The organism is Micromonospora sp. NPDC005203, assembly GCF_042872705.1.
In the GTDB taxonomy this organism is placed as follows: domain Bacteria; phylum Actinomycetota; class Actinomycetes; order Mycobacteriales; family Micromonosporaceae; genus Micromonospora.
In genome coordinates, this window is record NZ_JBIAKV010000011.1 from 178,704 (window position 1) to 204,783 (window position 26,080).

At 72.0% G+C, this 26,080-nt stretch carries 31 protein-coding genes; 14 read left to right on the plus strand and 17 right to left on the minus strand.

All coding sequences use genetic code 11. From position 1 onward, the window contains the following. Positions 1 to 12 precede the first annotated feature (12 nt). Positions 13 to 2,568 carry a GNAT family N-acetyltransferase gene (locus ACFYPM_RS23530; protein WP_387200642.1) on the plus strand — a complete coding sequence of 852 codons (2,556 nt, stop codon included), beginning with the start codon at positions 13 to 15 and terminating at the stop codon, positions 2,566 to 2,568. A 10-nt stretch (positions 2,569 to 2,578) separates the two neighbouring features. On the opposite strand, the gene ACFYPM_RS23535 is transcribed toward ACFYPM_RS23530, so the two are convergent. The 4 genes from ACFYPM_RS23535 to sigB form a co-directional block, all read right to left on the minus strand. Beyond that, positions 2,579 to 2,986 carry a VOC family protein gene (locus ACFYPM_RS23535; protein ID WP_387200645.1) on the minus strand — a complete coding sequence of 136 codons (408 nt, stop codon included), beginning with the start codon at positions 2,984 to 2,986 and terminating at the stop codon, positions 2,579 to 2,581. Continuing rightward, positions 2,983 to 3,489 carry an SRPBCC domain-containing protein gene (locus ACFYPM_RS23540; protein ID WP_387200648.1) on the minus strand — a complete coding sequence of 169 codons (507 nt, stop codon included), beginning with the start codon at positions 3,487 to 3,489 and terminating at the stop codon, positions 2,983 to 2,985. The genes ACFYPM_RS23535 and ACFYPM_RS23540 overlap by 4 nt, the downstream gene beginning before the upstream one ends. Then, positions 3,486 to 3,866 (minus strand): ArsR/SmtB family transcription factor, encoded by a 381-nt coding sequence (locus tag ACFYPM_RS23545; RefSeq protein ID WP_387200651.1) that lies wholly within the window; start codon positions 3,864 to 3,866, stop codon positions 3,486 to 3,488. The genes ACFYPM_RS23540 and ACFYPM_RS23545 overlap by 4 nt, the downstream gene beginning before the upstream one ends. Positions 3,867 to 3,987: 121 nt before the next feature. Further along, the gene (gene sigB, locus ACFYPM_RS23550; RefSeq protein ID WP_387200654.1) at positions 3,988 to 5,004 is read right to left on the minus strand and encodes an RNA polymerase sigma factor SigB; all 1,017 of its coding nucleotides are present in this window, start codon (positions 5,002 to 5,004) and stop codon (positions 3,988 to 3,990) included. A gap of 228 nt (positions 5,005 to 5,232) precedes the next feature. Between sigB and ACFYPM_RS23555 the strand changes: the two genes are divergently transcribed. After that, positions 5,233 to 6,021, plus strand: a complete 789-nt coding sequence (locus ACFYPM_RS23555) for a sporulation protein (protein ID WP_387200657.1) — start codon at positions 5,233 to 5,235, stop codon at positions 6,019 to 6,021. 7 nt (positions 6,022 to 6,028) lie between these two features. On the opposite strand, the gene dtd is transcribed toward ACFYPM_RS23555, so the two are convergent. From dtd to ACFYPM_RS23570, 3 genes are read right to left on the minus strand one after another with little or no spacing between them, the layout of a single operon-like run. Beyond that, positions 6,029 to 6,451: a D-aminoacyl-tRNA deacylase gene (gene dtd, locus ACFYPM_RS23560; protein WP_387200660.1), complete on the minus strand. Its 423-nt coding sequence runs from the start codon at positions 6,449 to 6,451 to the stop codon at positions 6,029 to 6,031. Beyond that, complete coding sequence (locus ACFYPM_RS23565) at positions 6,451 to 7,935, minus strand: methyltransferase (RefSeq protein WP_387200663.1); 1,485 nt, start codon at positions 7,933 to 7,935, stop codon at positions 6,451 to 6,453. The genes dtd and ACFYPM_RS23565 overlap by 1 nt, the downstream gene beginning before the upstream one ends. 37 nt (positions 7,936 to 7,972) lie before the next feature. Continuing rightward, a complete protein-coding gene (locus tag ACFYPM_RS23570) occupies positions 7,973 to 8,968 on the minus strand; it encodes a CPBP family intramembrane glutamic endopeptidase (RefSeq protein WP_387200666.1) in 996 nt (331 codons plus the stop codon). An 83-nt stretch (positions 8,969 to 9,051) separates the two neighbouring features. Here ACFYPM_RS23570 and ACFYPM_RS23575 point away from each other — a divergent pair, with 83 nt between their 5' ends. Beyond that, a complete protein-coding gene (locus ACFYPM_RS23575; protein ID WP_387200766.1) occupies positions 9,052 to 9,636 on the plus strand; it encodes an HhH-GPD-type base excision DNA repair protein in 585 nt (194 codons plus the stop codon). Between the two features lie 3 nt (positions 9,637 to 9,639). On the opposite strand, the gene ACFYPM_RS23580 is transcribed toward ACFYPM_RS23575, so the two are convergent. Both ACFYPM_RS23580 and ACFYPM_RS23585 read right to left on the minus strand, forming a co-directional pair. Then, positions 9,640 to 9,951 (minus strand): hypothetical protein, encoded by a 312-nt coding sequence (locus tag ACFYPM_RS23580; protein ID WP_387200668.1) that lies wholly within the window; start codon positions 9,949 to 9,951, stop codon positions 9,640 to 9,642. Between the two features lie 2 nt (positions 9,952 to 9,953). Further along, positions 9,954 to 10,253 carry a hypothetical protein gene (locus ACFYPM_RS23585; protein WP_355032867.1) on the minus strand — a complete coding sequence of 100 codons (300 nt, stop codon included), beginning with the start codon at positions 10,251 to 10,253 and terminating at the stop codon, positions 9,954 to 9,956. Positions 10,254 to 10,360: 107 nt separating this feature from the next. On the opposite strand from ACFYPM_RS23585, the gene ACFYPM_RS23590 reads away from it, so the two are divergent. After that, positions 10,361 to 10,717 (plus strand): DUF3099 domain-containing protein, encoded by a 357-nt coding sequence (locus ACFYPM_RS23590; RefSeq protein WP_387200672.1) that lies wholly within the window; start codon positions 10,361 to 10,363, stop codon positions 10,715 to 10,717. Positions 10,718 to 10,798: 81 nt separating this feature from the next. Here ACFYPM_RS23590 and ACFYPM_RS23595 read toward each other — a convergent pair whose 3' ends face one another. Together ACFYPM_RS23595 and ACFYPM_RS23600 are read right to left on the minus strand one after the other, a co-directional pair. Then, positions 10,799 to 11,698, minus strand: a complete 900-nt coding sequence (locus tag ACFYPM_RS23595) for a carbohydrate kinase family protein (RefSeq protein WP_387200675.1) — start codon at positions 11,696 to 11,698, stop codon at positions 10,799 to 10,801. After that, positions 11,695 to 12,630, minus strand: coding sequence for a pseudouridine-5'-phosphate glycosidase (locus ACFYPM_RS23600; RefSeq protein ID WP_387200678.1), 936 nt, complete (start codon positions 12,628 to 12,630; stop codon positions 11,695 to 11,697). The genes ACFYPM_RS23595 and ACFYPM_RS23600 overlap by 4 nt, the downstream gene beginning before the upstream one ends. 88 nt (positions 12,631 to 12,718) lie before the next feature. Between ACFYPM_RS23600 and ACFYPM_RS23605 the strand changes: the two genes are divergently transcribed. From ACFYPM_RS23605 to ACFYPM_RS23615, 3 genes are all read left to right on the plus strand, one after another. Then, the gene (locus ACFYPM_RS23605) at positions 12,719 to 12,937 is read left to right on the plus strand and encodes a DUF3039 domain-containing protein (RefSeq protein ID WP_007456912.1); all 219 of its coding nucleotides are present in this window, start codon (positions 12,719 to 12,721) and stop codon (positions 12,935 to 12,937) included. Between the two features lie 40 nt (positions 12,938 to 12,977). Next, positions 12,978 to 13,640 carry a trimeric intracellular cation channel family protein gene (locus ACFYPM_RS23610; protein WP_387200681.1) on the plus strand — a complete coding sequence of 221 codons (663 nt, stop codon included), beginning with the start codon at positions 12,978 to 12,980 and terminating at the stop codon, positions 13,638 to 13,640. A gap of 190 nt (positions 13,641 to 13,830) precedes the next feature. Beyond that, positions 13,831 to 15,564 (plus strand): DEAD/DEAH box helicase, encoded by a 1,734-nt coding sequence (locus tag ACFYPM_RS23615; protein WP_387200684.1) that lies wholly within the window; start codon positions 13,831 to 13,833, stop codon positions 15,562 to 15,564. A 498-nt stretch (positions 15,565 to 16,062) separates the two neighbouring features. Here the strand turns inward: ACFYPM_RS23615 and ACFYPM_RS23620 are convergent, their stop codons facing one another. Next, positions 16,063 to 16,296 carry a hypothetical protein gene (locus tag ACFYPM_RS23620; protein WP_030489368.1) on the minus strand — a complete coding sequence of 78 codons (234 nt, stop codon included), beginning with the start codon at positions 16,294 to 16,296 and terminating at the stop codon, positions 16,063 to 16,065. A 245-nt stretch (positions 16,297 to 16,541) separates the two neighbouring features. Beyond that, on the minus strand, positions 16,542 to 18,143 hold the full coding sequence (locus ACFYPM_RS23625; RefSeq protein WP_357247613.1) for an RNA polymerase sigma factor: 1,602 nt from the start codon (positions 18,141 to 18,143) through the stop codon (positions 16,542 to 16,544). A 289-nt stretch (positions 18,144 to 18,432) separates the two neighbouring features. Here ACFYPM_RS23625 and ACFYPM_RS23630 point away from each other — a divergent pair, with 289 nt between their 5' ends. Further along, on the plus strand, positions 18,433 to 19,254 hold the full coding sequence (locus ACFYPM_RS23630) for an inositol monophosphatase family protein (RefSeq protein WP_387200687.1): 822 nt from the start codon (positions 18,433 to 18,435) through the stop codon (positions 19,252 to 19,254). Between the two features lie 36 nt (positions 19,255 to 19,290). Here ACFYPM_RS23630 and ACFYPM_RS23635 read toward each other — a convergent pair whose 3' ends face one another. Beyond that, a complete protein-coding gene (locus ACFYPM_RS23635) occupies positions 19,291 to 19,806 on the minus strand; it encodes a LytR C-terminal domain-containing protein (protein ID WP_387200769.1) in 516 nt (171 codons plus the stop codon). A 433-nt stretch (positions 19,807 to 20,239) separates the two neighbouring features. Here ACFYPM_RS23635 and ACFYPM_RS23640 point away from each other — a divergent pair, with 433 nt between their 5' ends. After that, positions 20,240 to 20,536 (plus strand): DUF4193 domain-containing protein, encoded by a 297-nt coding sequence (locus ACFYPM_RS23640; protein WP_007075406.1) that lies wholly within the window; start codon positions 20,240 to 20,242, stop codon positions 20,534 to 20,536. 116 nt (positions 20,537 to 20,652) lie between these two features. Then, positions 20,653 to 21,540, plus strand: coding sequence for a hypothetical protein (locus ACFYPM_RS23645; RefSeq protein WP_387200690.1), 888 nt, complete (start codon positions 20,653 to 20,655; stop codon positions 21,538 to 21,540). Positions 21,541 to 21,558: 18 nt separating this feature from the next. On the opposite strand, the gene ACFYPM_RS23650 is transcribed toward ACFYPM_RS23645, so the two are convergent. Continuing rightward, complete coding sequence (locus ACFYPM_RS23650) at positions 21,559 to 22,092, minus strand: DUF3093 domain-containing protein (RefSeq protein WP_387200693.1); 534 nt, start codon at positions 22,090 to 22,092, stop codon at positions 21,559 to 21,561. A gap of 85 nt (positions 22,093 to 22,177) precedes the next feature. On the opposite strand from ACFYPM_RS23650, the gene dut reads away from it, so the two are divergent. The 4 genes from dut (at position 22,178) to ACFYPM_RS23670 (ending at position 24,606) form a co-directional block, all read left to right on the plus strand. Further along, positions 22,178 to 22,714 (plus strand): dUTP diphosphatase, encoded by a 537-nt coding sequence (gene dut / locus ACFYPM_RS23655; RefSeq protein WP_387200696.1) that lies wholly within the window; start codon positions 22,178 to 22,180, stop codon positions 22,712 to 22,714. A 25-nt stretch (positions 22,715 to 22,739) separates the two neighbouring features. Further along, positions 22,740 to 23,402 (plus strand): DUF3710 domain-containing protein, encoded by a 663-nt coding sequence (locus ACFYPM_RS23660; RefSeq protein WP_387200699.1) that lies wholly within the window; start codon positions 22,740 to 22,742, stop codon positions 23,400 to 23,402. Between the two features lie 114 nt (positions 23,403 to 23,516). Continuing rightward, positions 23,517 to 23,897, plus strand: coding sequence for an OB-fold nucleic acid binding domain-containing protein (locus ACFYPM_RS23665; RefSeq protein ID WP_357070298.1), 381 nt, complete (start codon positions 23,517 to 23,519; stop codon positions 23,895 to 23,897). Positions 23,898 to 23,922: 25 nt separating this feature from the next. Beyond that, positions 23,923 to 24,606, plus strand: coding sequence for a DUF3159 domain-containing protein (locus tag ACFYPM_RS23670; RefSeq protein WP_387200702.1), 684 nt, complete (start codon positions 23,923 to 23,925; stop codon positions 24,604 to 24,606). Positions 24,607 to 24,651: 45 nt separating this feature from the next. On the opposite strand, the gene ACFYPM_RS23675 is transcribed toward ACFYPM_RS23670, so the two are convergent. Next, positions 24,652 to 25,341, minus strand: a complete 690-nt coding sequence (locus ACFYPM_RS23675) for a potassium channel family protein (RefSeq protein WP_387200705.1) — start codon at positions 25,339 to 25,341, stop codon at positions 24,652 to 24,654. A gap of 3 nt (positions 25,342 to 25,344) precedes the next feature. Continuing rightward, positions 25,345 to 26,010, minus strand: coding sequence for a TrkA family potassium uptake protein (locus ACFYPM_RS23680; protein ID WP_357247637.1), 666 nt, complete (start codon positions 26,008 to 26,010; stop codon positions 25,345 to 25,347). Positions 26,011 to 26,080 lie beyond the last annotated feature (70 nt).

Sequence of the window (26,080 nt, forward strand, 5' to 3'; positions counted from 1 at the left end):
CGGGCTGTTTCGGTGACGACCGTGGACCAGCCGGTGGACGTGCTGCTCAGCGACGGCAGCACCGTCCAGTTGCGTCCGATCGACCCGGCTGACGCGCCGGGCATCGTGGCGATGCACAGCCGGTTCTCCGAGCGCACCCGCTACCTTCGGTATTTCTCGCCGTACCCCCGCATCCCGGAACGGGACCTGATCCGGTTCGTCACCGTCGACCACCACGACCGGGAGGCGTTCGTGGTGCTGGCCGCCGACCGGATCGTCGCGGTCGGCCGGTACGAGCGGCTCGGCCCGCAGGCGCCGGACGCGGAGGTGGCCTTCGTCGTGGAGGACGCCTACCAGGGCCGGGGCATCGGTTCGGTGCTGATGGAGCACCTGGCCGAGACGGCCCGCCGCAACGACATCATGAGTTTCGTCGCCGAGGTGCTGCCGACCAACGGGACGATGTTGCGGGTCTTCGCCGACTTCGGTTACCAGGTCCAGCGCGAGTACGCCGACGGTGTGGTGCACCTGAGCTTCCCGATCGCGCCCACCGAAGCCACGCTGGAGGTGCAGCGTGGCCGGGAGCACCGCACCGAGGCCCGCTCGATCGCCCGGCTGCTCACCCCCCGGGGCATCGTCGTCTACGGTGCCAGCGCCACCGGCCAGGGTGTCGGCGCGGCGGTGCTCGGGCACCTGCGCGACGGCGGGTTCACCGGCGCGGTGGTGCCGGTGCATCCGAGCGCGTCCACCGTGGCGGGCCTGCCCGCGTACCCGTCGGCGGTCGACGCCGGCACGCCTGTGGACCTGGCGGTGGTGGCGGTTCCGCCGGGGGCGGTGACCGCGGTGGTCGCCGACGCCGCCGCCGCCGGAGTGCACGCGCTGGTGGTCATCTCGGCCGGCTTCGCCGAGGCCGGGGCCGGGGGCGCGGCCACGCAGCGGGCGCTGGTCCGCGCGGCGCACGCCGCCGGCATGCGGGTCGTCGGCCCGAACTGTCTCGGCGTGGCCAACACCGACCCGACGGTACGCCTCAACGCCACCCTCGCCCCGGCGCTGCCGCCGCCGGGCCGGGTGGGCATCTTCAGTCAGTCCGGCGCGTTCGGGGTGGCGCTGCTCGCCGAGGCGGACCGGCGTGGCCTCGGGCTGTCCAGCTTCGTGTCGGCCGGCAACCGGGCCGACGTCTCCGGCAACGACCTGCTGCAGTACTGGCAGGACGATCCCGGCACCGATGTGATCATGCTCTACCTGGAGACCTTCGGAAACCCACGGAAGTTCGCCCGGCTGGCCCGGCGGATCGGCCGTGCCAAACCGGTCGTCGCGCTCGCCTCACCGGCCCGCCCGGTGGGGATCGGTGACACCGCCGGGCCGGACGAGGCGGCGGTGTCCGCGCTCTTCGCCCAGTCCGGGGTGATCCGGGTGGACACCGTGCCGGAACTGCTCGACGTGGGCGTGCTGCTGGCCAACCAGCCGTTGCCGGTCGGCGGCCGGGTCGGCGTGGTGGGCAACTCCTCGGCCCTGACCGGCCTGGCCGCCACCGCCTGCGCCGGGCACGGCCTCACGGTGGCCGACGGTTATCCCCGCGACGTCGGGCCGGGCGCCGGTGCCGCCGAGTTCGCCGCCGCTCTCGCCGAGACGGCCAGCGACGACCAGGTGGACGCCCTGGTGGTGGTCTTCGCGCCGCCGCTGCCCGGCCAACGGACCGAGGTGGACGCCGACGTGACCGCCGCCCTACCGGCGGCCCTCGCGCTGGGCAAGCCGACCGTGGCGACGTTCCTGGTCGGGCGGCTGCCGCCGGGGGTGCCCGCCTACGGGGGAGTGGAGGAGGCGGTGCGCGCCCTCGCCCGGGTGCACCGGTACGCCGAGTGGCTCCGCCGCCCGCCCGGGGTTGTCCCCGAGTTGCCCGGCGTCGACCGGGTCGCCGCGCAGGCCGCGTTCCGCAGCGACGCCACCGACCCCGGTGCACTGCTGGCCGCGTACGGGATCGACGTGGTGGCGTCGGTGCCCGTCGACTCGGCCGACGCGGCGGTCGACGCGGCGGCGCCGCTGGGCTATCCGGTGGCGCTCAAGGCGGCTGCCCCCGGCCTGCGGCACCGGCTCGACCTCGGCGCGGTCCGGCTCGACCTGCCCGACGAGATGGCGCTCCGGCGGGCGTACACCGAGCTGGCCGCGGCCTTCGGCGCGGACGTACTGGTCCAGCCGATGGTGCCGCCCGGGGTTGCGTGCGTGGTGGAGCTGGTGGAGGACCCGGCGTTCGGGCCGGTGGTCGGTTTCGGTCTCGGTGGGGTCGCCACCGAGTTGCTGGGTGACCGGGCCTGGCGGGCGGTGCCGCTGACCGACACCGACGCGGCCGAGCTGGTCGACGAGCCCCGGGCCGCGCCGCTGCTGCGTGGGCACCGGGGTGCCGCGCCGGTCGACCGGACGGCCCTGGCCGACCTGTTGCTGCGGGTGGGGCAGCTCGCCGACGAGCAGCCCCGCGTACGGTCACTGACCCTCAACCCGGTGCTCGCCCGCCCGGACGGCATCGCGGTCCTGCACGCCCAGGTGCGGGTGGGCGGCGTGGTCGCCCGCCCGGACACCGGTCCCCGCCGCCTCTGAGGGCACCCGGTCAGGGTCGGCTGGAGATCTGCTGGACGCCCCAGGTGTTGCCGTCCGGGTCGGCGAAGAAGACGAAGCCGACGTTGTCCAGCGGATCCGGCACCGGCCGGGGGTTTTGACCCACCACCTGGATCTCACTCACCTCCACCCCCCGTTCGACCAGCTCGGCGTGGGCCCGCTTCAGGTCGGGCACCACCAGTTGCAGGCCCCTGAGTGAGCCCGGCGGCATGTCCGGGACGACGCCCCTGCCGAGCACGACGGAGCAGCCCGAGCCGGGTGGGGTCAGTTGGATGACCCGCGCCTCGTCGCTGATCACCGTGTCGTGGTCGACAGTGAAGCCGAGCTGGTCGGCGTAGAACTTCTTCGCCCGGTCCAGGTCGGAGACCGGCACGATCACCACTTCCAGCGTCCAGTTCATGGTTGCACCCCTCGTGTCGTCGTTGTGGAACGCAGCAGGTCGGCGAGCCGCCTGAAGCTCTGCCCGACCCCCCGCGCCATCGGGTAGCGCAGCACGGTGTCCCGCCCCTGCGCGGTGGCGTAGAGCAGCGTGGTGCTGACTGTCGTTCGCCCGGCCGCCTCGGTGAATTCGTGGCTGACAAGCGTCTCGCCCGGGTAGGACTGGTCGTCGAAGAGCTCGGTGCAGACCAGTCGGTGCGGCGGCTCGACCTGTCGATAGATCCCAGCCTGGACCATCCGGGCGCCCTCCGGGCCCTGCGACACGAACCGCCACCGCCCGCCGACCCGCAGGTCGACGTCGCACTCCGCCAGCCTCCAGCCGTGTGCGCCGTACCACCGCAGGAGCAGCTCGGGTCGGGTGAAGGCGGCGAACACCAGCCGCGCCGGCGCCTCGAACAGCCGACTCAGCACGATCTCCCGGTCGCCCGGGGTGTGCACGACGAGCGGATCGTCGACGTTTGTCACTCGCTCGTTCCGTCCGGTCCGGCGGGCCGACGCGCGGTGTCGGTGCGGTCGAGGGACTGGAGTTCGTCGAGCAGAGCGTCGAGGCGTTTGTAGCTCTGCACCCAGTAGTCGCGGTAGTCGGCGAGCCAGGCCGTCGCCTCGCGCAGTGGTCGGGCCTCCAAACGGCACGGTCGGCGCTGGGCGTCCCGCCCCCGGCTGACGAGGCCAGCGCGTTCCAGCACCCGGAGGTGCTTGGAGATGGCCGGCTGGCTCATCTCGAAGGGTGCTGCCAGCTCCGTCACGGTCGCCTCCCCGGTCGCGAGCCGGGCGAGGATGGCCCGGCGGGTCGGGTCGGCCAGCGCCGCGAAGGTCGCGTCCAACAGTTCCGTGCTCGCCACTCATAACCTCCTGGTTTTATAACCAGTTGGTTTGTATCGTGCAAGGGCGCCTTCGTCAAGCACCACCACAGCACGGAAGGCCCCGGCGAACCGCCGGGGCCTTCCGTGGGAACCGGGTGCGTCAGCAGGCGTACGCCTCCAGGCGCTGCGCCCGCTCCGGGGCGCGCAGTTTCAGCAGCGTCACCTTCTCGATCTGCCGGATCCGCTCCCGGGACAGGCCGAACTCCCGGCCGACCTCGTCGAGCGTGCGCTGCCGGCCGTCGTCCAGGCCGAACCGCAACCGGATGACCGCCTGCTCCCGCTGGGACAGGGTGGCCAGCACGATGCTGACCTCGTTGCGCAGCTCGCCGTGGGCGGCGGCGTCGCCCGGCTCGGTGCGCGGGTCCACCGAGGCCACGAAGTCGCCGAGCGCGCTCTCCCCGTCGTCGCCGACGGCCTGGTCCAGGCTGACCGGCTCCCGGTCGTAGGAGATCAGCTCGATGACCTGGATCTCGGGCACCTCCAGGGCGCGGGCCACCTCGGCGACCGTCGGCTCGCGGCCCAGCGTCACCGCCAGCTCGCGGCGGGCGCGGACCATCCGGTTGACCTGCTCGACCATGTGCACCGGGATGCGGATGGTGCGGGCCTGGTCGGCCATCGCCCGGGTGATCGCCTGCCGAATCCACCAGGTGGCGTACGTGGAGAACTTGTAGCCCTTGGCGTAGTCGAACTTTTCCACCGCCCGGATCAGGCCGAGGTTGCCCTCCTGGATCAGGTCGAGAAACGCCATCCCGCGGCCGGTGTAGCGCTTGGCGATGCTGACCACCAGCCGCAGGTTCGCCTCCAACAGATGGTCCTTGGCCGCCCGGCCCTGCGCGACGACGAGTTGCAGGTCGGCCCGCAGCTCCTCGGAGACCGGAGTGCAGGTGGCCAGCTTCTCGTCCGCGAACAGGCCGGCCTCGATCCGCCGGGCCAGGTCGACCTCCTGCGCGGCGGTCAGCAGCTTGGTCCGGCCGATCCCGTTGAGATACGCCCGGACCAGGTCGGTCGAGATGCCACGCTCGTCGGTGGCGTCCAGGTCGGTGAGGACCTCGGAGGTCCCGTCGGTGTCGGTCGTGGTGGCCGGGCGCGTCCGGTGTTCCGTCATCTGCAGGACCATCTCTGTCTCTCCCCGTTTCCACGTCTATGCCGTGTCTCCGGCCCAGTGGTGCCGGTGTGAGACACAGCTTGGCGGGCGGGGCGTAAAACGGGAGTGAGGCGATCAGACACCCGACAGGAATTGCGTCAGATCGTTGTGTGGAGTGTCGCCCCGCTCCGTGGTTGCCCACCCCGGCTACGGTGCGGACGGTCGGCACCTCGGTCGGCACGGACACAGTTGGAGGACGGCGTGGTCTTCAAGCGGCTCATGAAGGCGATGGGGGTCGGCGGCCCGTCGGTGGAGACGGTGCTGGCCGACCCGAACTGCCGTCCGGGCGGGCAGTTGGAGGGCCGGATCCAGGTGGTCGGCGGTGACCACCAGGTCGACATCGACCACGTCACCCTCGGCCTGGTCACCCGGGTCGAGGTCGAGAGCGGCGACAACGACTACGACACCACCCAGGAGTTCCACCGTCAGCAGGTCACCGGCGCGTTCCGGTTGGAGCCGGGGCAGCGCCACGACATCCCGTTCCGGTTCGGCGTGCCGTGGGAGACACCGGTCACCGAGCTGTACGGGCAACACCTGCACGCAATGACGATGGGGCTGCGTACCGAGTTGGAGGTTGCCCGCGCGGTCGACAAGGGCGACCTGGACGTGGTGTCGGTGCACCCGCTGCCCGCTCAGGAGCGACTACTGGACGCGTTGCTGCGGCTGGGTTTCCGGTTCGCACGTGCCGATGTGGAGCGTGGCCACATCTACGGCGTACGGCAGACGATGCCGTTCTACCAGGAGATCGAGTTCGGCCCGGCGCCGCAGTACGCCCGCTCGATCAACCAGTTGGAGGTCACCTTCGTCGCCGACGCCCAGCAGATGCAGGTCGTGCTGGAGGTCGACAAGCGCGGTGGTGTCTTCACCGAGGGACGAGACGCCTTCGGTCGGTTCACCGTCGACCACGCCACTGCCGACCGCACCGACTGGACCACCGAACTCGACAACTGGCTCCGCCAGTCCCTGTCCCGCCGAGGCCTCTTCTCCTAATTTCGAGTTAGAGGTCCAGGAGGAGGGTTCGGGGGCCTGTGTTGGTGCTCTCCACCAGCATGTGGGTGCGGAAGCGGCCCGTCTCTACCCTGGCGCCTCGCTGGCGTAGGGCGTCGACCACCGCGGTGACCAGTGGTTCGGCGACCTCGGCGGGGGCGGCTGCCGTCCAGCTGGGACGGCGGCCCTTGCGGGCGTCGCCGTAGAGGGTGAACTGACTGACCACCAGGATCGGCGCGCCGGTGTCGGCGGCGGACCGTTCGTCGTCCAGGATGCGCAACTCGTGCACCTTGCGGGCCATCGTCTGAGCGGTCTGCGCGGTGTCGGTGTGGGTCACCCCGAGCAGCACCAGCAGTCCGTTCTCGATCGCGCCGACCACCTCGCCGTCCACGGTCACGCTGGCCCGCCCGACGGTCTGCACCACCGCACGCATCAGGCGGTCACCGGCTCAATGAAGCCGCGCTCCACCAGGTGCGCCACGATCGGGCCGGCGGCCTCGGCCATCTCGTCGGGTTCGACGTCGTGCGCGGCGGCGAGCAGGGCGAGCTGGTCACGCAGCGGCAGGCGCCCGTCGGCGCCACCGACCAGCGCCAGCACCAGCGGGTCGATCTCCTCGGTCCAGCGCAGGCCGTGCGGCATCGCGAGGACCTGCCGGTCCACCGCCCAGCCCTCGTCACCCATGGTGGCCTCCTGCCGCAGTTGGAGGCCCTCGGCGGCCCGGTAGCGCTCGGCGAGCAACGCCTCGGTGTCGCGTACCCGGAGAAAGTCCTGTCGGTCGAACCAGGCGGCGATCTGGTCGCCCAGCGGTGGCTGCGCCCGCTGGCGCAGATCCTCCACGCGGACCACGGGGTCGGTGTGTCCACCTCGGCGCAGTGACACGATGCCGAAGCCGATTCCCTCCACCTTGTGCGCGTCGAACCAGTCCAGCCACGCGGCCATCCGCTGCGGGTCGGCGGTTTCGCCGACGTCGGTGAGCCACAGGTCGACGTACGCCATCGGGTCGGCCACCTCACGCTGGATCACCCAGGCGTCCAGGCCGGTCCCGGCGAACCAGCCGGCGACCCGCTCGTCCCACTCCTCGCCGGTCACGTGCACCCAGTTCGCCAGGTACTGCATGGTGCCGCCCTCGGTGAGCAGCTCCGGGGCGGCGGCGGCCAGTTCGGCGCCGATCGCGTCACCGGCCCGGCCGGAGTCGCGGTAGACGTGCGTGGTGGTGCCCGGACCGACCACGAACGGCGGGTTGCTCACCACCAGGTCGAACCGCCGACCGGCCACCGGGGCGACCAGGTCGCCGCGGAGCAGCTCCCAGTCCTGTCCGTTGAGGGCGGCGGTGGTCGCGGCGAAGCGCAGCGCCCGCTCGGAGAGGTCGGTGGCGGTCACCGACCTGGCGTGGGTGCCCAGGTGCAGGGCCTGGACGCCGGAGCCGGTGCCCAGGTCCAGTGCGGTGTCGACCGGCCGGCGCATGGTCGCGCCGATCAGGGTGTGGGTGGCCCCGCCGACGCCGAGGACGTGCTCGGCGTGCAACGGGCGACCCGGGCGGGCGCTGGCCGGCACGTCGGCGAGCACCCACCAGTCCTCGCCGTACGGCTCCAGGTCGATGCCGGCACGCAGGCCGTCGCCGTGCCGCTCGACCAGCCCGCCGGCCAGCGCTTCCGGTAGGCCCAGCGGTGCCAGCGCGGCGGCCACCGCGGCCTCCGACTCGGTCTGGGCGCAGATGAACAGCCGGATCAGGGTGCCGAGCGGGTCGCCGTCCTCGGTGGCGCGCAGCGCGGCCCGGTAGTCGTTGCGGGCGACCGCGGCGGTTGCCTGCGCGCCCAACCGCTCGGCGATGCCCTGGCTGGTGAACCCGGTCCGGGTCAGCGCGGCCCGCAGCGCGTCGACACCGGCGGGGGAGAGCAGCATGTCGTGTTCGTCCACCCCGACATCCTGCCTGCCGTCGCTGGGGAAGCCAGCATCACCCGCGAGATTCGACCCCGCCGCCCGGCAGCCCCAGCTCCGCGCCGGTCGGGGCCGAGGGCTCGCCGGGCACCGCCACGACCAGGGCCGGCGGTACGACTGTCGCCAGCCCTCGACGCGCGGCCAACCGGTCGATGACCAGGGCGTACGCCGACAGGGCCAGCACGTCGACGAGGATGACCTGCCACGGGGCGTCGGCCATCGTCTCGTCGGCGCTGAGCCCGCCGAACGCCGCCGCCAGGGTGAAGGCGAACAGATTGTTCACCACGTGCAGCGCGATCGCGGCCTCGAGCCCGCCGGTTCGCACCGTCAGCCAGCCGAACAACAGGCCCATGAAGGCCAGGTCCAGGAAGCCCCAGCCGCTGCCCCAACCGTGCGCGGCGGCGAAGAGCACCGCCTGGAGAGCGATCCCGGGCCAGGGTGTGCGCAGGTACGCGCCGACGGCCTGCAACAGCCAGCCGCGAAAGGCGTACTCCTCCGCGGCGGCCTGGAACGGCACCAGCAGGAGGACCATCAGCAGCCCGGCGGCGAATTTCGGCAACCCCACCCACGTGTCCGGGGCGGGTATCGCGCTCTCGCCGGTCAGGTCGAGCAGGAGTCCCGCGCCGACCAGCATCACGATGATCAGCGGGGTGGCGATCAGCAGGCAGCGGCCGAGCCACTCCCACCGCAGCCGGCCGAGCACCGAGGAGAGCGTGCCGGCGGGCCGGCGCTGCACGAGCCAGGCGGTGCCGAGCAGCAGTGGGAGCAGCAGCGCCAGCGAGGCGATCAGCAGTCCGGTGTCCGGAATCGGGCCGAAGGTCGGCAGCCCGTCGGCGTCGTACGGGCGGTCGGTGAGCTCGGCCGCGACGGCGGCGACGCCGAAGAGCAGGCAGACCACCACCAGCGCCGAGGCGAGCAGCGCGAGGGTGCCGACGATGGGTTGCCACCAGCGGTGCCGGTCGGTGCGGCCGAGCCGGTGGTACGGGGATCCGGGCAGGGCGGTCCGAAGCATGCGGTCGAGCGTGGCAGACGGACGCCGGTCTGTCGTGCCCGGTCGGAGCGTCGGTGTCCGCCCGGTCGGGTGGGCCGGGCAGGATGGTCGGCATGACGCTCGTGCTGCCCATCGACCCGGAGGCCAACCGTCTGCTGGAGCGCAGCCCGCTGGCTCTGCTCCTCGGCATGGTCCTGGACCAACAGATTCCGATGGAGAAGGCGTTCTCCTCGCCGTACGTGCTCACCCAGCGGCTCGGCCACGACCTGGACGCGGCGGAGCTGGCCGGGTACGACCCGGAGGCCCTGGTCGCGGTCTTCGCCCAGCCGCCGGCGCTGCACCGGTTCCCGAAGGCGATGGCGGCCCGGGTGCAGGAGGTCTGCCGGGTGCTGGTGGAGCGCTACGACGGCGACGCGGCCCTGCTGTGGGCCGAGGTCGCCGACGGGCCGGAGTTGTTGCGGCGGGTCTCCGCGCTGCCCGGCTTCGGCAGGCAGAAGGCGCAGATCTTCGTGGCCCTGCTCGGCAAGCGCTTCGGGGTGACCCCGCAGGACTGGCGGAAGGTGGCCGGAGACTACGGCGACCCCGGCGCGTACCGGTCGGTCGCCGACGTCACCGACGTCGACTCGCTGAGCCGGGTGCGGGAGTTCAAGCAGCAGATGAAGGCGGCGGCCAAGGCTGCGCGGGGCTGACGCTCAGGCGGCGGTGGGATGCGCCAGGGACGCCAGCGCGCGCCGGACGTCGGCCAGCGAGACGGTCGCGGAGTCGTCCAGGTCGGCGAGGCCGGCCTCGATCCACTGGCGCATCAGCGTGGTGACCCCGATGCCGCGGGCGTCGGCGGCGGCCCGCACCCGCTCGTAGGTCTCCAGCGGCAGCCGGACCGACCGGCTCACCATCGGCACGTCGGTGTCGGGGGCGGGGAGGTCGACCCCCGGGTGCTCGTCGATCAGCTCGGCGATCCGGTCGTCGCCGCTGTGGAACTGCTTGGTCGCGTCGTTTCGGTGCATCGTCACGGCCTCCTCATCTCCCGAGATCTCCGCACGGCCTCGTCGTAGCGCTTGGACTCGACGTCGCTCAACTCGCGGGCGGAGAGGATGTCCCAGTCGTTGTCGGTGCCATCGGCCTCGGCGAGCAGCACCGCCAGTCGGCGGCCCCGACGGGCGGCGGCGTAGACCACCATGACGTCGTCGCCCAGGTGACGAATGACCCGTCGGGCGCTGTGCAGCGCCTCCCAGACTTCCCCGGGCGTGACGTCGTAGACCCTCAGGTTGGCCAACGCCTCGTCGGTGAAGCTGAACCTGCTGCCCACGCCGTGGAGCGTACCACGGGCGTAACACGCATGGGGATGAGTCGAATTTCGCTGATCACGGCCTCGCGGTGACAGGATGAGGCGTAATCCCCTCGAGGAGGTCCCAGGTGAAGCGTCAGGCCTACCAGCCGATTCTGATCACCGACGCCTCGCGCAGCCAAGACGATCAGCTCACCAGTCGCCAGCGCCGCTATGTCCTGATGATGGGCATCCGGGTGCTGTGCATCATCGTCGGCGCGATCCTGGTCGGTGCGAACGCCCCACTGCTCTGGCTGTGGCTGCCGTTGTGTGTCCTCGGCATGGTGCTCATCCCGTGGCTGGCCGTGCTGCTGGCCAACGACCGGCCGCCCAAGGAGGAACACCGGCTGGCCAACCGGTTCCACAGCCGCCACCAGGACGACACCCCGCCGATGAGCCTCACCGCGGAGGAACGCCACCACAAGGTCATCGACGTCGAACCCTGACCCGCGAACGGGCCGGGGTTCGACACTCACGGCTGTGGCCGGGCGCCGCGACCGCTACGGCTGTGGCGTGTGCCGCGACCGCTACGGCTGTGGCCGTGCGCCGACCGTCGAGACGGCCAGCGCGCCCAGGTCGGTGGCGCGGGTCAGCGCCGCGGTCGGGGCGGCGCCGGCGAGCCAGGCGGTGAGCAGGCCGGCCGCGAAGGCGTCGCCCGCCCCCGTGACGTCCCGTACCGCCACCCGCCGGGCGGGCGCCACCCAGACCGCCGCGCTGCGGTCGACCCAGACCGCGCCGGCCGCGCCGCGCTTCACCACTACCCGCCAGGCCGTCGCCGACAATGCCCGCCCCTGCGCCGCCGGGTCCAGGCCGCCGGCCAGCACCGTGGCCTCGTCCGCGTTGACCAGCAGCAGGTCGACGTCGCGTACCCAACTCAGGAACGCCGCCGCGCCCACCCGCCGCAGCGGCGCCGCGGAGGCCGCGTCGACGCTCGTGGTGAGCCCGCGCTCGCGGGCGGCGGCCAACGCCCGCAGCCCGGCGTCGCGTGACCCGGCGTCCAGGAGGGTGTACGCGGACAGGTGCAGATGCCCCGCGTCGGGCACCGCCGCGAGGGCCCGCTCGACGTGCGCGGCGCTCAGCCGCAGGTTCGCACCCCGCTGGTTGACCATGGTGCGCTCGTCGTCGGTCGCCAACACGATCACCGTGCCGGTCGGCACGTCCTCGACCCGCTCGATCGCGCAGTCCACACCTGCCCGCTCCAACTCGGCGACCCGGTCCCGCCCGGCGTCGTCGTTCCCGACGGCGGCGACGAGCGTGACGTCCACCCGCTGAGCGGCGACCCAGGCGGCGGTGTTGGCCGCCTGGCCCCCGCCGCCGACACTGATCTCGGCTCCGGTGTCCGAGCCAGCCGCGAGCGGCCCGGACAGCACCGCGACCACATCGGTGATCACGTCCCCGACGACGACCAGCCGGGCCGTTCGGGTCATACCGCGACGGCGGTGTCGCGGGCCGCTGCGGCGACCGCGATCCGCGCGGCCAGATCGGCGTTGCGCAGGATGATCCGGACGTTGACGGTGAGGCTCGCGCCCTCGGTGGCCGAGTGGAAGTGCGCCAGCAGGTACGGGGTGACGGCCTTTCCGGTGATCCCGTCCCGCTCCAGCAGGGCCAGACCGTCGGCGAGCGTCCGATCGTGCAGCTCCGGGTCGAGCTGTTCGTCGACCGGCAACGGGTTGGCGACGAGCAGCCCGCCGGTGTGCAGGGCGTGCGCGTCCCTGGCGGCGAGTACGTCGGCGACCTGCTCGGGCGAGTCCACCGACCAGTCCAGGTCGAAGCCGGCGTCGGTGCGGTAGAAGCCGGGGAACCGGCGGGTGCGGTAACCGAGCACGGCGACCCCGAGGGTCTCCAGGCGCTCCAGCGTCGCGCCCACGTCGAGGATCGACTTGACGCCGGCGCAGACCACCACGATCGGGGTCTGGGCCAGGGTGACCAGGTCGGCCGACTCGTCGAAGGTGTGCGTGGCCTCCCGGTGTACCCCACCCAACCCGCCGGTGGCGAACACCCCGATGCCGGCCGCGGCGGCCACGGCGCTTGTCGCGGCAACCGTGGTGGCGCCGTCCACGCCGCTCGCCGCCGCCACCGCGAGGTCGCGGACGGAGAGTTTCGTCACTCCATCGACCGTCGCCAGTCGGGTCAGCTGTGCGTCGTCCAGGCCGACCACCAGCCTGCCGCCGATCATGCCGATCGTCGCGGGAACGGCCCCGGCGTCCCGGACCGCCCGCTCGATTTCCCTGGCCACCCGCAGGTTCTCCGGGCGGGGCAGCCCGTGCGAGACGATGGTGCTCTCCAGTGCGACGACGGGCCGGCCGTCGCGCAGGGCGTCGGCGACCTCGGTGCCGTAGCTGAGGTGAAAGTCAGTCACCCGGGCACCGTACGGGGTCGGGCTCCCGCCGGCCTCAGGTGGACCCGGCCGTGATGACCTGCCAAACTTGTCGGTTGGAGGTGCAGACGTGAGCACAGAGGTTCTCGAGCGTCCCGAGCTGAAGGACGCCGACACCGGTCCCGAGATGTTCCACTACGTCCGCAAGGAGAAGATCGCCGAGAGCGCCGTCATGGGCACCTTCGTCGTCGCGCTCTGCGGCGAGACCTTCCCGGTCACCAAGGCCGCCAAGCCGGGTTCGCCGGTCTGCCCGAAGTGCAAGGAGATCTACGACTCGTACCGCGAGTGAACCTCGGCCGGCGCTCCGGCCGGCGACGTAGCCTGCGGCGGTGACCACCTCCACCGCCCTGCTCCTCGCGGACCTGACCGGCGTCGCGGTGTTCGCCGCGTCCGGGGCGTCGGCGGCGGTGGCCAAACGGCTGGACCTGTTCGGCGTCGCGTTCGTCGGGTTCGTGGCCGCCCTCGGCGGTGGGATCTTCCGGGACCTGGTCATCGACGAGGCGCCGCCGCTGGCCTTCGCCGACTGGCGGTACGTGGCCACCGCCGCGATCACCGCGCTGGCCACCTTCTGGTTGCACCCACAACTGGCCCGACTGCGCACCACCGTGCTGGTGCTGGACGCGGCGGGCCTCGCGCTGTTCACCGTCACCGGCACGCTCAAGGCGCTCGACGCCCGGGTGCCGGCCGTCGGCGCCTGCCTCATCGGCATGCTCACCGCGATCGGCGGCGGGCTCGCCCGCGACCTGCTCACCGCCGAGATCCCGGTCGTGCTGCGCCGGGAGATCTACGCGTTGGCGGCGCTGGCCGGGTCGGTCACGGTGGTGCTGCTGTACGTCACCGGGCAGACCGCGCCCGCGTCGCTCACCGCGGCCGCCGTCCTGGCCTTCGGGCTGCGCCTGATCGCACTGCGTCGACGCTGGTCCGCCCCGGTGGCGACGCTGCGCCCGCCGCGCACCGGTGGGGCGGATCCGCGTACCGACCGGGAGTGGTGAGACGGTCCGGCAGTTGTTCGGTTCGGGTGCGGGATTGTGACCAGCGTGGCGTCGCCTGGGCTGTGGGGCCCGTGCTGGTTATGCTGAGTCGGCCTTCGCGGCAGCTACTGCGCGGAGGCGTTTTCATGGGCGGCGGGACTCGTGGCCCTCGCCCGGGGTCCGCGTTCGTGCGGTCGGAGAGGAGCTTCGCGTGGCAGCCCGGACGCCGGTGCTCGAGACGTTCCCGGCACTACGCTCCTGGCAGCGTAGGGCCCTGGTGGAATACCTGCGTCGGCGTACCGACGACTTCACCGCGGTCGCCACGCCAGGTGCCGGCAAGACCACCTTCGCCCTACGGATCGCGGCCGAACTGCTCGCCGACGGCACCATCGAGGCGGTCACCGTGGTCGCCCCGACCGAGCACCTGAAGAACCAGTGGTCCGACGCCGCGGCGCGGGTGGGCATCCAACTCGACGCCGCCTTCCGCAACGCCGACCTGCACTCCGCAGCCGACTTCCACGGCGCGGTGGTCACCTACGCCCAGGTCGGAATGGCCCCGCAGGTGCACCGTCGGCGCACCATGACCCGGCGCACCCTGGTCATCCTCGACGAGATCCACCACGCCGGGGACTCCCGGTCCTGGGGCGACGGCGTGAAGAACGCCTTCGAACCCGCCGTACGCCGGCTGATGCTGACCGGGACGCCGTTCCGCTCCGACGACAACCCGATCCCGTTTGTCAGCTACGAGCGGGGCGGGGACGGGCTCATGCGCTCCCGCGCCGACTCCGTGTACGGCTACTCCGACGCGCTGCGCGACGGCGTGGTCCGGCCGGTGCTCTTCCTGGCGTACTCCGGGGAGACCCGGTGGCGGACCAACGCGGGGGAGGAGTTGGCCGCACGCCTCGGTGAGCCCATGACGCAGGATCTGGTGGCGCAGGCCTGGCGTACCGCCCTGGACCCGGCCGGGGACTGGATGCCGCAGGTGCTGCGGGCCGCCGACGCCCGACTCACCGTGCTCCGTAACGCGGGGATGGCCGACGCCGGTGGGCTGATCATCGCCACCGACCAGCAGACCGCCCGCTCGTACGCCAAGCTGATCGAGCAGGTGACCGGCGAGAAGGCCACCGTGGTGCTCTCCGACGACCAGGGCGCATCAGCCCGGATCGCGACGTTCGCGGCGTCCGACCAGCGCTGGCTGGTCGCGGTGCGGATGGTGTCCGAGGGGGTGGACATCCCCCGACTCGCGGTCGGGGTCTACGCCACCAGCGCCAGCACGCCGCTCTACTTCGCCCAGGCGATCGGCCGGTTCGTTCGGGCCCGCCGACCCGGGGAGACCGCGTCGGTGTTCCTGCCCAGCGTGCCGCACCTGCTCGGCCTGGCCAGCGAGATGGAGACCGAGCGGGACCACGTGCTCGGCAAACCCAAGGAATCCGACGGTTTCGACGACGACCTGCTGGAACGCGCGCAGCGCGACGACCAGGCCAGCGGCGAGCTGGAGAAGCGGTTCGCCGCGCTGTCGGCCACCGCCGAGCTGGACCAGGTCATCTTCGACGGGGCGTCGTTCGGCACCGCCGCACAGGCCGGCACCCCCGAGGAAGAGGAATACCTCGGCCTGCCCGGCCTGCTCACCGCCGACCAGGTGTCCCTGCTGCTGACCAAGCGGCAGGCCGCCCAACTTGCCGCCCAACGCCGCCGTACCGTCGACGCGGCCTCTCAGCCGGCCGCTGCGCCCACCGTGGCGCCACCGGCACCTCTGAGTGCCGCCCAGCGTCGCGTGGCGCTCCGGCGCCAACTGAACGCTCTGGTGGCCGCCCGACACCACCGCACCGGCCAGCCGCACGGCAAGATCCATGCCGAGTTGCGCCGGCTCTGCGGCGGGCCGCCGAGCGCGCAGGCCACCATCGAGCAGCTAGAGGAACGCATCGCCACTGTCCAAACCCTCTAGACCCGCCGAGGAACGGCCCCCACGTACAGATCCACCCGCCGGCCGCACCAACGGGCGGCGGTGTGGCGGTGTGGGCGGGTGTGGCGGTGTGGCGGCCTGATCCACTCGGCTTCCTTGAAAACGCCGTGTTCGAGCGGCGTGGAGAGCGCAACTTCCGTGAAACCGAGTGGATCACGGGGGTCCGGGGTGGTGTCGATCGAGTGGATCACGGGGCCTGGGGTGGTGCCGAGGCCTGCCTGCCCGGAACGGCCGCACATGCCCTGCGCGGGTGTCCCAATCTCGAGATCGCGCTAGATCCCGGATCTAGTGGTGTCGGTGCGTCGGTAAGGCCCCTACATCCTGGTTCGAGCGTGACCTTGGTCGGCCGGCGCCCCGGGGACCTCGCTTCCGGGCGTGGCGCCCCGGGGACCTCGCTCCCGGGCGTGGCGGTTCGGACAGAAAAAGCCGACCGGAGGTCCCCCTCGGGGTACCTCCGGTCGGCTATGTCGGTTAGCGGATTTAGTTCGCCATCAGATCGGCGCCACGCCAGCTGAAATCGGGCTCCGTCGCGAACCGCTCGGTGATCTTCACGAGATCCTCCGCGTACTTGTTCGCATGGTGCCCGCAGAACACCAACTCGCTCCCACCCGTGAGGGTGATCCGGAGCTTCCCGGCAGCATTGCAGCGGTCGCACCGTTCATCGGCGGCTGGGGGAGCCGCCGTCACGGGCGGCGGCGTGAGGGTCGGGGTCATCGCCTTCCTCCTCTGGTCGTCACCGATGAACAATCTCTTCGGTCGTTGCTCACCTATGGTGCAACACCCTTGCTAGGCACTGCCTTCCCTGTGTGCCCGCGGGGGACCGAGGTCACACCTGGCAGGGACAGTGTGCCGTGCACCCAGGGTGCCACGTCAACGATCACATTCGTGCATCCGGACGATCACCATCTCGTGTTGCACACCAGGTGGTCAAAACGACACGTTCGGTTGACGAAACCGGCTCAGTCCAGGTAATCCCGGAGGACCTGCGACCGGGACGGGTGACGCAGCTTGGACATCGTCTTGGACTCGATCTGCCGGATCCGCTCCCGGGTCACCCCGTAGACCTGGCCGATCTCGTCAAGCGTCCGGGGCTGGCCGTCGGTCAGGCCGAAGCGCAGGCGTACCACACCCGCCTCACGCTCGGAGAGCGTCTGCAGCACCTGCTGGAGCTGGTCCTGCAGGAGCGAGAACGAGACCGCGTCGACCGCGACCACGGCCTCGGAATCCTCGATGAAGTCACCGAGCTGACTGTCGCCCTCGTCACCGATGGTCTGGTCCAGAGAGATGGGCTCCCGAGCGTACTGCTGGATCTCCAGCACCTTCTCGGGTGTGATGTCCATCTCCTTGGCCAGCTCCTCCGGAGTGGGCTCGCGACCCAGATCCTGGAGCAGCTCGCGCTGTATGCGGCCGAGCTTGTTGATGACCTCGACCATGTGCACCGGGATGCGGATGGTGCGGGCCTGGTCGGCCATCGCGCGGGTGATCGCCTGCCGGATCCACCAGGTGGCGTACGTGGAGAACTTGTAGCCCTTGGTGTAGTCGAACTTCTCCACCGCGCGGATCAGGCCGAGGTTGCCCTCCTGGATCAGGTCGAGGAAGGCCATGCCGCGACCCGTGTACCTCTTGGCCAGCGACACCACCAGTCGAAGGTTCGCCTCCAGGAGGTGGTTCTTGGCGCGCTCGCCGTCACGGGAGATCCAGCCCAGGTCACGGACCATGTCCCGGACGAGCTTCTCTTCGCCCTCGTCGGCGGCGCGCAGCCGCTCGGCGGCGTAGAGCCCGGCCTCGATCCGCTTGGCCAGCTCCACCTCCTGCTCGGCGTTGAGCAGCGGAACCTTGCCGATCTGCTTCAGGTACGCGCGAACCGAGTCGGCCGAGGCGGTCAGCTCGGCGTCCCGCCGGGCCTGCTTGAGCGCCTCGGACTCCTCGTCGTCCCACTCGAAGTCGTTGTCGGTCGCCGAGGCGGCGGCGTCGGTCTCGGCGGCCTGGGCCAGCTCGGCCGGCTCCTCGACCACCACGTCCTCGATCGCGGCGGCCAGTTCCTCCGGGTCGATCTCGCCGTCGGCGCCCTCGCCCTTGGCCTTGCCGGCGGCCTTTGTCGGTTTGGCACCGGCGGCCGCGGCCACCGTCGCCTTGGTGGCTCGGGTCGACTTGGTCGCCTTCGCCGGAGCCGCCGCGGCGGAGGCGCCGGTGGCCTTGCTCGCGGTCGCCTTGCGTGGGGCCGGCGTCGCCGGCGCGTCGTCGCCGGCTGGCGCCTGCTTCGGGGCCGGCGCGGCGGCCTTCTTGGTGGTCTTGGCGGTGGTGGCCCGGGACGCCGGCGTGGTCGACCGGGCCGCGGCGACCCGGCGGCGGGTGCTCGCCGAGCCGTCCACCACTACGGTCACTCCCGCCTCGGAGAGCGCCCGCAGGATCTTCTTGGCCTGGGCCGGAGTCACCTCGGCGGACTCGACGGTGCGCGCGAGCTGGGCCGACGTCAGCTGACCACCGGCGCTCTGCGCGTGGGCGATCAGGGTGTCGGTGAGCGAGCGAACGTCGGCGCCGGTCTGGCGGGGTTCTGTCACGAATGACCTTCCGGAGGCGAAGAGCGGGCACGGCCGGGTCGTCCGGCACAGCATGGGGCAACCGGGCCGGGCGATGTGGTTGAGGGACCCTCGCGTCCCGGGCCGGCCGGTGGTCGGCGGTCCGTGGCGCGTGGGCAGGGATGAATTGTAACGCCGTCTGCGGCGATCATCCTGCGCCGCACTGCGTAACGACGGTGGGACCGCTGATTCGACGCTGATCTGGACTTTGTAAGGATGATACCCGCGCGTGGCCCGGAACACCCCGGTCGTGCGGGAAGGGGACGTTGGGATGCACGGTTCGGCACCGTCACCTCGGGATCTTTTGGCGATCGCGCTGGATGTGGCGCGGGACGCGGCGGCCACCGCGTACCGGATGCGCGCCGAGGGAGTTTCCGTGGCCGCGACCAAGAGTACGGTCACCGACGTGGTCACCGCCGCCGACCGGGCGGTCGAACGGCAGGTGCTCGACGCGCTGAAGCGGGCGCGGCCGGACGACGCGGTGCTCGGCGAGGAGTACGGCAGCGGGGACACCGGGCCGGTCGCGCCGGGCGGGGTGCGGTGGATCATCGACCCGATCGACGGCACCGTGAACTACCTCTACGGGCTGCCGTACAGCGCGGTGTCGCTGGCCGCCGAGGTGGACGGGGTGGTGGTCGCCGGCGTGGTGCGCAACGTGAGCACCGGCGAGGAGTGGACGGCCACGGCCGGGGGTGGCGCCTGGCGGGACGGCGTCCAGCTGCGCTGCTCCGCCGAGGTGGACCTGGGTCAGGCGCTGGTCGGTACCGGGTTCGGCTACGACGCCCGTCGTCGTGCGCACCAGGCCCAGGTGGTGGCCGGGTTGATCGCGCACGTCCGGGACATCCGCCGGCTGGGCGCCGCCGCGCTGGACCTCTGCCTGGTCGCGGAGGGCCGGCTCGACGCGTACTTCGAGAAGGGCCTCGCGGCCTGGGACCTGGCCGCGGGTGGGCTGGTGGCCGCCGAGGCGGGTGTGCGGGTCGCCGGCCTGGCCGGTCGGCCGCCGGGGCCGGACCTGGTGGTCGCTGCCCCGCCGGCGCTCTTCCCGCCGCTGCACGACCGGCTCGCCGCGCTGGACGCTGCCGGCGGACCGTGACCTGCCGATCCGACGGCGCGCGGCGTGGCTACGCCGTCACTTGGCGGCCGGGGACGGGCAGGAGCCCGCGGGCGCCTTCGGTGGCCCCGAGTCGCCGAGGGACTGGTTGACCTCGGTCGTGGTGGCGAGCTGCTGGAAGTTGTTGCCCAGCACCACGTCCACGGTGTCGTCGGTGCGCTTCTCGTCGTAGTCCCGCTTGGCCTCGTTGAGGAAGTACGCCTCGAGCAGGTGCGCGGAACCGACGCCGTTCGGGCCGTACCGCAGCACCGCGACGTTGTCGACCTGCTTCTTCTCGTCCCCGGTCTTGGTGACCTGGAACTGGCGGTTGCGGAACTCGTCGCTGACGGTGTGGGCGAGGCCGGGCCGGTCGGTGGCGTTGAACACGTTGATCTTGACGTCCTTGCGCTCGCGCAGGGTCAGATCCGCCAGCGGCCAGCCATCCGGGCAACCCGCCGCGGTGCCCGCGTTGCCCTGGCTGTCGCGGACCACGGCCACGACGACGAAGACCAGGGCGATGATCGCCAGCAGGCCGACGACGACGAGTGCCCGCACGCGCGCAAAACTCATCAGAGCACTCCCCGGACTCCAGGTGGGTGGTGACGGCCAGGAGCGATCGCTCGGGCCGCCGGCCGTCGAATACGCCGCTGAGGTTAACGGTTGTCCGGCCGTCGCGTGGAAACAGCCCGACATGCCGGCGCGCCGACCGCAGACCGGGTACTAATACCCCTATCTTCGTGTCGCCTGAATCACATTGGGAACAACTTGGCGCGCAGGGGCGTACATCTCAGCCGCAAGGGCGGTATACATGCCTCGCCCAAGGGGGGGTAAGGTTCCGCGCTCGCAGGGGAGTCGCCCCAGCGAGCTCGACCCGTTCGGTCCTCGGGTCGGGTGCCCGACACAAGTGGTGGCCGGCCAGCGGAACCGAAACAGCGTCGTCCGGCGTTACAACCGGAAGCGACAACATCGATATGGGAGAGTGAAACCGATGGCCACCGACTACGACGCCCCGCGTCGCGACGAGGTCGACCTCGGCGAGGACAGCCTGGAAGAGCTCAAAGCACGGCGCGTCGACTCACAGTCGGGCGCGGTGGACGTCGACGAGGCCGAGGTGGCCGAGAGCTTCGAGCTGCCCGGTGCCGATCTGGCCGACGAGGAGCTCACGGTCAAGGTGCTTCCGATGCAGCAGGACGAGTTCCGGTGCGCCCGCTGCTTCCTGGTCCACCACCGTAGCCAGCTGGCGGTCGAGCGTAACGGCGAGCTGATCTGCCGCGAGTGCGTCTGACAACCACGACACCAGCGGCGGCCTCCGGAACGGGGCCGCCGCTGCCGGTGTAGGCATGCGGCCGAGGTGGGTACCTGCTTGACTCGTAGCGGGTAGCCACAGCACCGGGAGGTCCGATGAGCGATCGAGGCGGCAGCACCGATGGCGGCACTGACCACCCCAGCGCCACCGACGGCGGCACCGGCAACCTCGGCGCCACCGACGGCGGCACCGGCAACCTCGGCGCCACCGACGGCGGCTCGGACGACCTCGGCGCGACCGTCGCGGCGTTGACCGCGGACGACATCGAGCCGGCCCGTCGCCGTCAACTGCTGACCCGGATGGTCGGGCAGGCCCGTGCCCGGGGCGTCTCCGACCTGTTCAAGCCACGTGCCGCGATGCGTTGGATGGTCGACGCGGTCGCGGACGTCGCCCCGCACATACCGGTGCGAAACCTGGACACCCTGCGCCAGCACTTTCCCGGCCTGGACGACGCCGCCCTGGCCGACCGGCTCATCCGCAACGCGTCGCGGACCACCGCCGCGATCGGCGCGGCCGGTGGGGGAGTCGCCGCCGTCGAGTGGACGATCGCTCCGACCCTGCTCTCCGCGCCGGTGCTGCTCGCCGCCGAGACCGTCGCCGTGGTGGCGGTGGAGCTGAAGCTGGTCGGTGAGCTGCACGAGGTCCACGGTGTCGCGCTCCCGGACGCTGGCAGCCAACGGGCCGTCGCCCTGGTGCACTCCTGGGCCACCCAGCGCGGGGTCAACCCGATGGTTCCCGGCGTGGGAGTGGGCGCGGTGCTCGGCACCGCCGCCCGCAAGGAGCTGCGGGACATGCTGCTGCGGCGCTTCGGTCGCAACCTCACCACACTCGGGCCGTTCCTGACCGGCGCCGCGGTGGCCAGCTTCCTCAACCGGCGGGCCACCCAGCAGATGGCCGAGCAGCTTCAGGTGGACCTGCGCCGGCGGGGCATCGCCCGGCCCGCGCCACCGCAGGCCCTGCCGGGACCGCCGACCGGCACCTGAGCGGCCCGTGGCACCGGATCAGCCGGGCTCCTCCGAGGTCGGACCGGTCACCGCGAGCGCGTCCCGCGCGGCCAGCACCGCCTCGGCCAGCTCGACCGGGTGCCGCGTGCTCACCACCCAGAACGGGGTCGGGTCGGCGGGGTCGTCGAGCACCACCTGCACGGCCCCGCCGATCCACGGTCGCTGTACGACGAAGGCGAGCGGGTCCGCGCCGACACCCAGCACCTCACGGCGACCGGCGGCGTCCAGCGGGACCACGTCGGCGACGAAACGCACCGGCAGGCGCGCGTCGTCCACCCGCAGCTCCGAGTCAGCGACCCGCACCCGGATCCGGCCCAGCCACCACAACCCGGCGGCGGCGAGTGGCAGCAGCACGGCGAACGGCAGCCAGGCCCGGACGCCGTCGGCGCCCATCCAGATCTCGACGGCCAACAACGCGGCGGCCACCAGCCCGGCCAGCCACAGCCACCAGGGCAGATCCAGCCGTTCGTCGTAGGCCGTGCGGGCGTCGACCGGCGGCTGGTCGGCGGACGGAGAGGGCGACATGCTCACTCCTGCGAGGGTACGGCGCACGGCGGCTCGGCGAACCGGCAGGATGGCAGGGTCAGCCCGCGAACCGGAGGAGAAGGGGGGACCCGTGACCGACGTCGTAGGAGTGCCCGTGCAGCTGCTCGACTCCGAGCTGCCGTTGCCCACGTACGCCCATCCCGGCGACGCCGGGGCCGACCTGGTGGCGGCCGCGGACGTGGAGTTGCCGCCCGGCGGCCGTGCCCTGGTGCCCACCGGCGTCGCCATCGCGCTGCCGGAGGGGTACGTGGGTCTGGTCCATCCCCGGTCCGGTCTGGCGGCCAGGCTCGGCGTGACGGTGCTCAACGCGCCCGGTACGGTCGACGCCGGCTACCGGGGTGAGATCCTGGTCAACCTGATCAACCATGATCGGGATCTGCCGGCGAAGATCTCCCGTGGCGACCGGATCGCGCAGCTCGTGGTCCAACAGGTCGCGCGGGCGAGGTTCGAGCCGGTGGTCGAGCTGCCCGCGTCCCGGCGTGGGACCGGCGGGCACGGGTCCACCGGTGGTCACGCCGGGCTGGTGCCGTCTCCGGCGGGCCAGGACCGGGTCGAGCCGCGGCCAGACGAGCCGGGCCGCGGGCAGACGGAAGAGGTGGCAGGGTGAGTGTGAACAGCGGAGGGCGAGCGCAGTGATCTTCTCCCGAAAGCGGGCCGATGCCGAACGGCACACCCGTGACGATCAGGCCGTCGAGATCCCGGACCAGGGTGATGCGGCGCCGACGCTGGAGCGCGGCCCGTACGACATCTCCGAGAGCTACGCCGACGTGCAGCGGCTCGACCTGGGCAGCCTGCACATCCCGGCGATCGCCGAGGTCGAGGTGCGGGTGCAGGCCGACCCGCAGGGCGTGATCCAGCAGGTCGTGCTGGTGCATGGCGACAACGCGCTCCAGCTGGGTGTCTTCGCCGCCCCCCGGTCCGAGGGGATCTGGGACGAGGTGCGCGAGGAGATCCGCCAGTCGCTGCTGCGCGACGGGGCGAGCGCGCAGGAGGTCGACGGCGAGTACGGCCCGGAGCTGCACGCCCAGGTGCCCACCCCGGACGGCCCGACGAATCTGCGGTTCGTCGGCGTCGACGGTCCGCGCTGGATGGTCCGCGGCGTGTTCCAGGGGCCGGTGGCCATCGACCCGGCCGCGGCCGGGCCGCTCCTCGAGTGCCTGGACGGCCTGGTGGTCGACCGCGGCCAGGAGGCCAAGCCGGTCCGCGAGCCACTGCCGCTGCGGCTGCCCCGAGAGATCTCCGACCAGACCGACGCCGAGGCGGGCGACGCCGCCGCCGAGCCACGCCAGGTCTGACCCGCGTCCACCGGCCCGCCGGAACCAGCCCCGTCGGCGTACGCTGGCGGCACGGTTCCGGCGTCGCCGGGGCCGGCCGGGGACGGCGAGCGTGGAGAGGGTGACGCGGAGGTCATGACGACCGACGAGGGCCGGGTGTCGCTGCGGCGCATCCTGCAACGGTTCACCGCCAGCGAGGCCGAGATCGACGCGCAGGAGCTGCGTCGGGAGAGCGCCCAGTGCGGCGGGATCCCCGCCCAGCAGTGCTCGCGGGGCCAGTTGGTCTCGGTCGCTGGTCGGCTGCGCACGGTGGTCTACACGCCGCGCACCAACCTGCCCACCCTGGAAGCCGACCTGTACGACGGCACCGACGTGGTCACCCTGGTCTGGTTGGGTCGACGGCACATCGCCGGGATCGAGCCGGGCCGGCACCTGACCGCCCGGGGCCGGGTGGCGGTGCGCGACGACCGCAAGGTCATCTACAACCCCTATTACGAGCTGGACTCGCCGAAGTGACGGCGCTGCGGACGGAAGGCCGGCGATGACGACGGGACAGCACCGGGCGGCACAGCCGGAGACCGGCCAGCCGGAAGAGGAGCCACTGCCGACGATCGCCGAGCAGATGGCCGACCAGCTCGGCGGCTGGCGGGGGTTGGTGGAGTCCAGCATCCCGGTGGTCGTCTTCGTGGTCGCCAACGTCATCGGTGAGCTGCGACCGGCGGTTATCGCCTCGGTCGCGATCGCGCTGCTGATCGCCGGGTTGCGGCTGGCCCAGCGCCGGCCGATCCGGCACGCCGTCAACGGCCTGTTCGGCGTCGGTATCGGCGCCGCCATCGCCTGGCGTACCGGCGACGAGCGTGACTTCTACCTCCCCGGCATCCTCTACGGCATCGGGTACGGCATCGCCCTGCTGGTCTCGGCGGTCATCCGGCAGCCGCTGGTGGGCTGGATCTGGTCGGTGCTGGTCGCCAAGGGCCGCTCGGAATGGCGCGACGATCCGAAACTGGTGCGGACCTTCACCCAGCTGACCGTGCTCTGGGGCGTGGTGTGGCTGGCCAAGGTGGGCGTGCAGGCCGGGCTCTACCTGGCCCACCAGGACACCGCGCTGGGCGTGGCCCGGCTGGCGCTGGGCTACCCGCCGTACGCGCTGTTGTTGCTGATCACGGTCTGGACGGTGCGCCGGGTCACCCGGGAGCCGCAGCCGACCCCGCTACCCGGCGCCTGAGCGGGCGCCCGGCTATTCGGGCCGCCCGCTCGTCCGCTCGCCCGCTCAGCGCGAGCCGCGAGTCCGTTCGACGCTGTCCGGCCCGAGGATCACCGCCCGGACCTGGTCCTCCACCTCGGCGGTGCAGACGAAGACCAGCTCGTCGCCGGCCTCGATCGGGTCGTCCGGGCTGGGCACCAGGACCCGCTTGCCGCGCAGGATCGCCACCAGCGCGGAGTCGCGGGGCAGCGGCACGGCGTGGATCGGCTGACCGACGTAGGGCGCGGTCGGTGGCAGGGTGATCTCGACCAGGTTCGCCTCGCCCTGCCGGAAGGTCATCAGCCGGACCAGGTCGCCGACGGTGACGGCTTCCTCGACCAGCGCGGCCATCACCCGAGGCTTACTCACCGCGACGTCCACGCCCCACTGCTCGGTGAACAGCCACTCGTTCTCGGCCCGGTTGACCCGGGCGACCACGCGAGGCACCGCGAACTCGGTCTTGGCCAGCAGCGACAGCACCAGGTTGGTCTTGTCGTCACCGGTCGCCGCGACCACCACGTCGCACCCGGCGACGTTGGCCTCCTCCAGGCTGCTCAGCTCGCACGCGTCGGCAAGCACCCACTCGGCGGCCGGCACCCGGTCCGGGCGCAACATCTTGGGTTGACGTTCGATGAGCATCACCTGGTGGCCGTTGTCGATCAACTCCTGGGCGATCGAACGGCCGACGTTGCCCGCGCCCGCGATGGCGACCCGCATGGCTCAGTGCCCCCCTTCCGGCGGCGCCGCCGCCACCGACGTGACCGTCGCCACGATGTCATCGCTGACCAGCATGAACACCTGGTCACCCTCCTGCACGACGGTAGAGCCGGTGGCCAGCGTGCCGATGCCGAAGCGGATCAGATAGGCCACCCGCGCGCCCGAGGCGTCCTCCAGGGTGCGTACCGACCGACCGATCCAGTCCTTGTGTACCGGCACCTCGACGATCGACACGGTGCTCGTGGGGTCGCGGAAGATCTCCACGTTGCCCTCCGGCACCAGATGCCGCAGCATCCGGTCGGCCGTCCACCGCACGGTCGCCACGGTGGGAATGCCCAGCCGCTCGTAGACCTGCGCCCGGCGCTGGTCGTAGATGCGGGCGGCGACCCGGGACACGCCGAACGTCTCGCGGGCCAGCCGAGCCGAGATGATGTTGGAGTTGTCGCCGCTCGACACCGCCGCGAAGGCGTCCGCCCGCTCGATGCCGGCCTGGCGCAGCACCTCACCGTCGAAACCGGCCCCGGTCACCGTGATTCCGGCGAAGTCGGGGCCGAGTCGGCGGAACGCGTCGGCGTCCTGGTCGATCACCGCCACCGAGTGCCCTCGGGATTCCAGGCTGTGGGCGAGGGTCGACCCGACCCGGCCACATCCCATGATCACGACGTGCACGCTGTCCCTCCCAAGGTGCGTACCACTCCGTCTGCTGGTGGCCTGACGAGTGCGAGCCTGCCACGTCCCG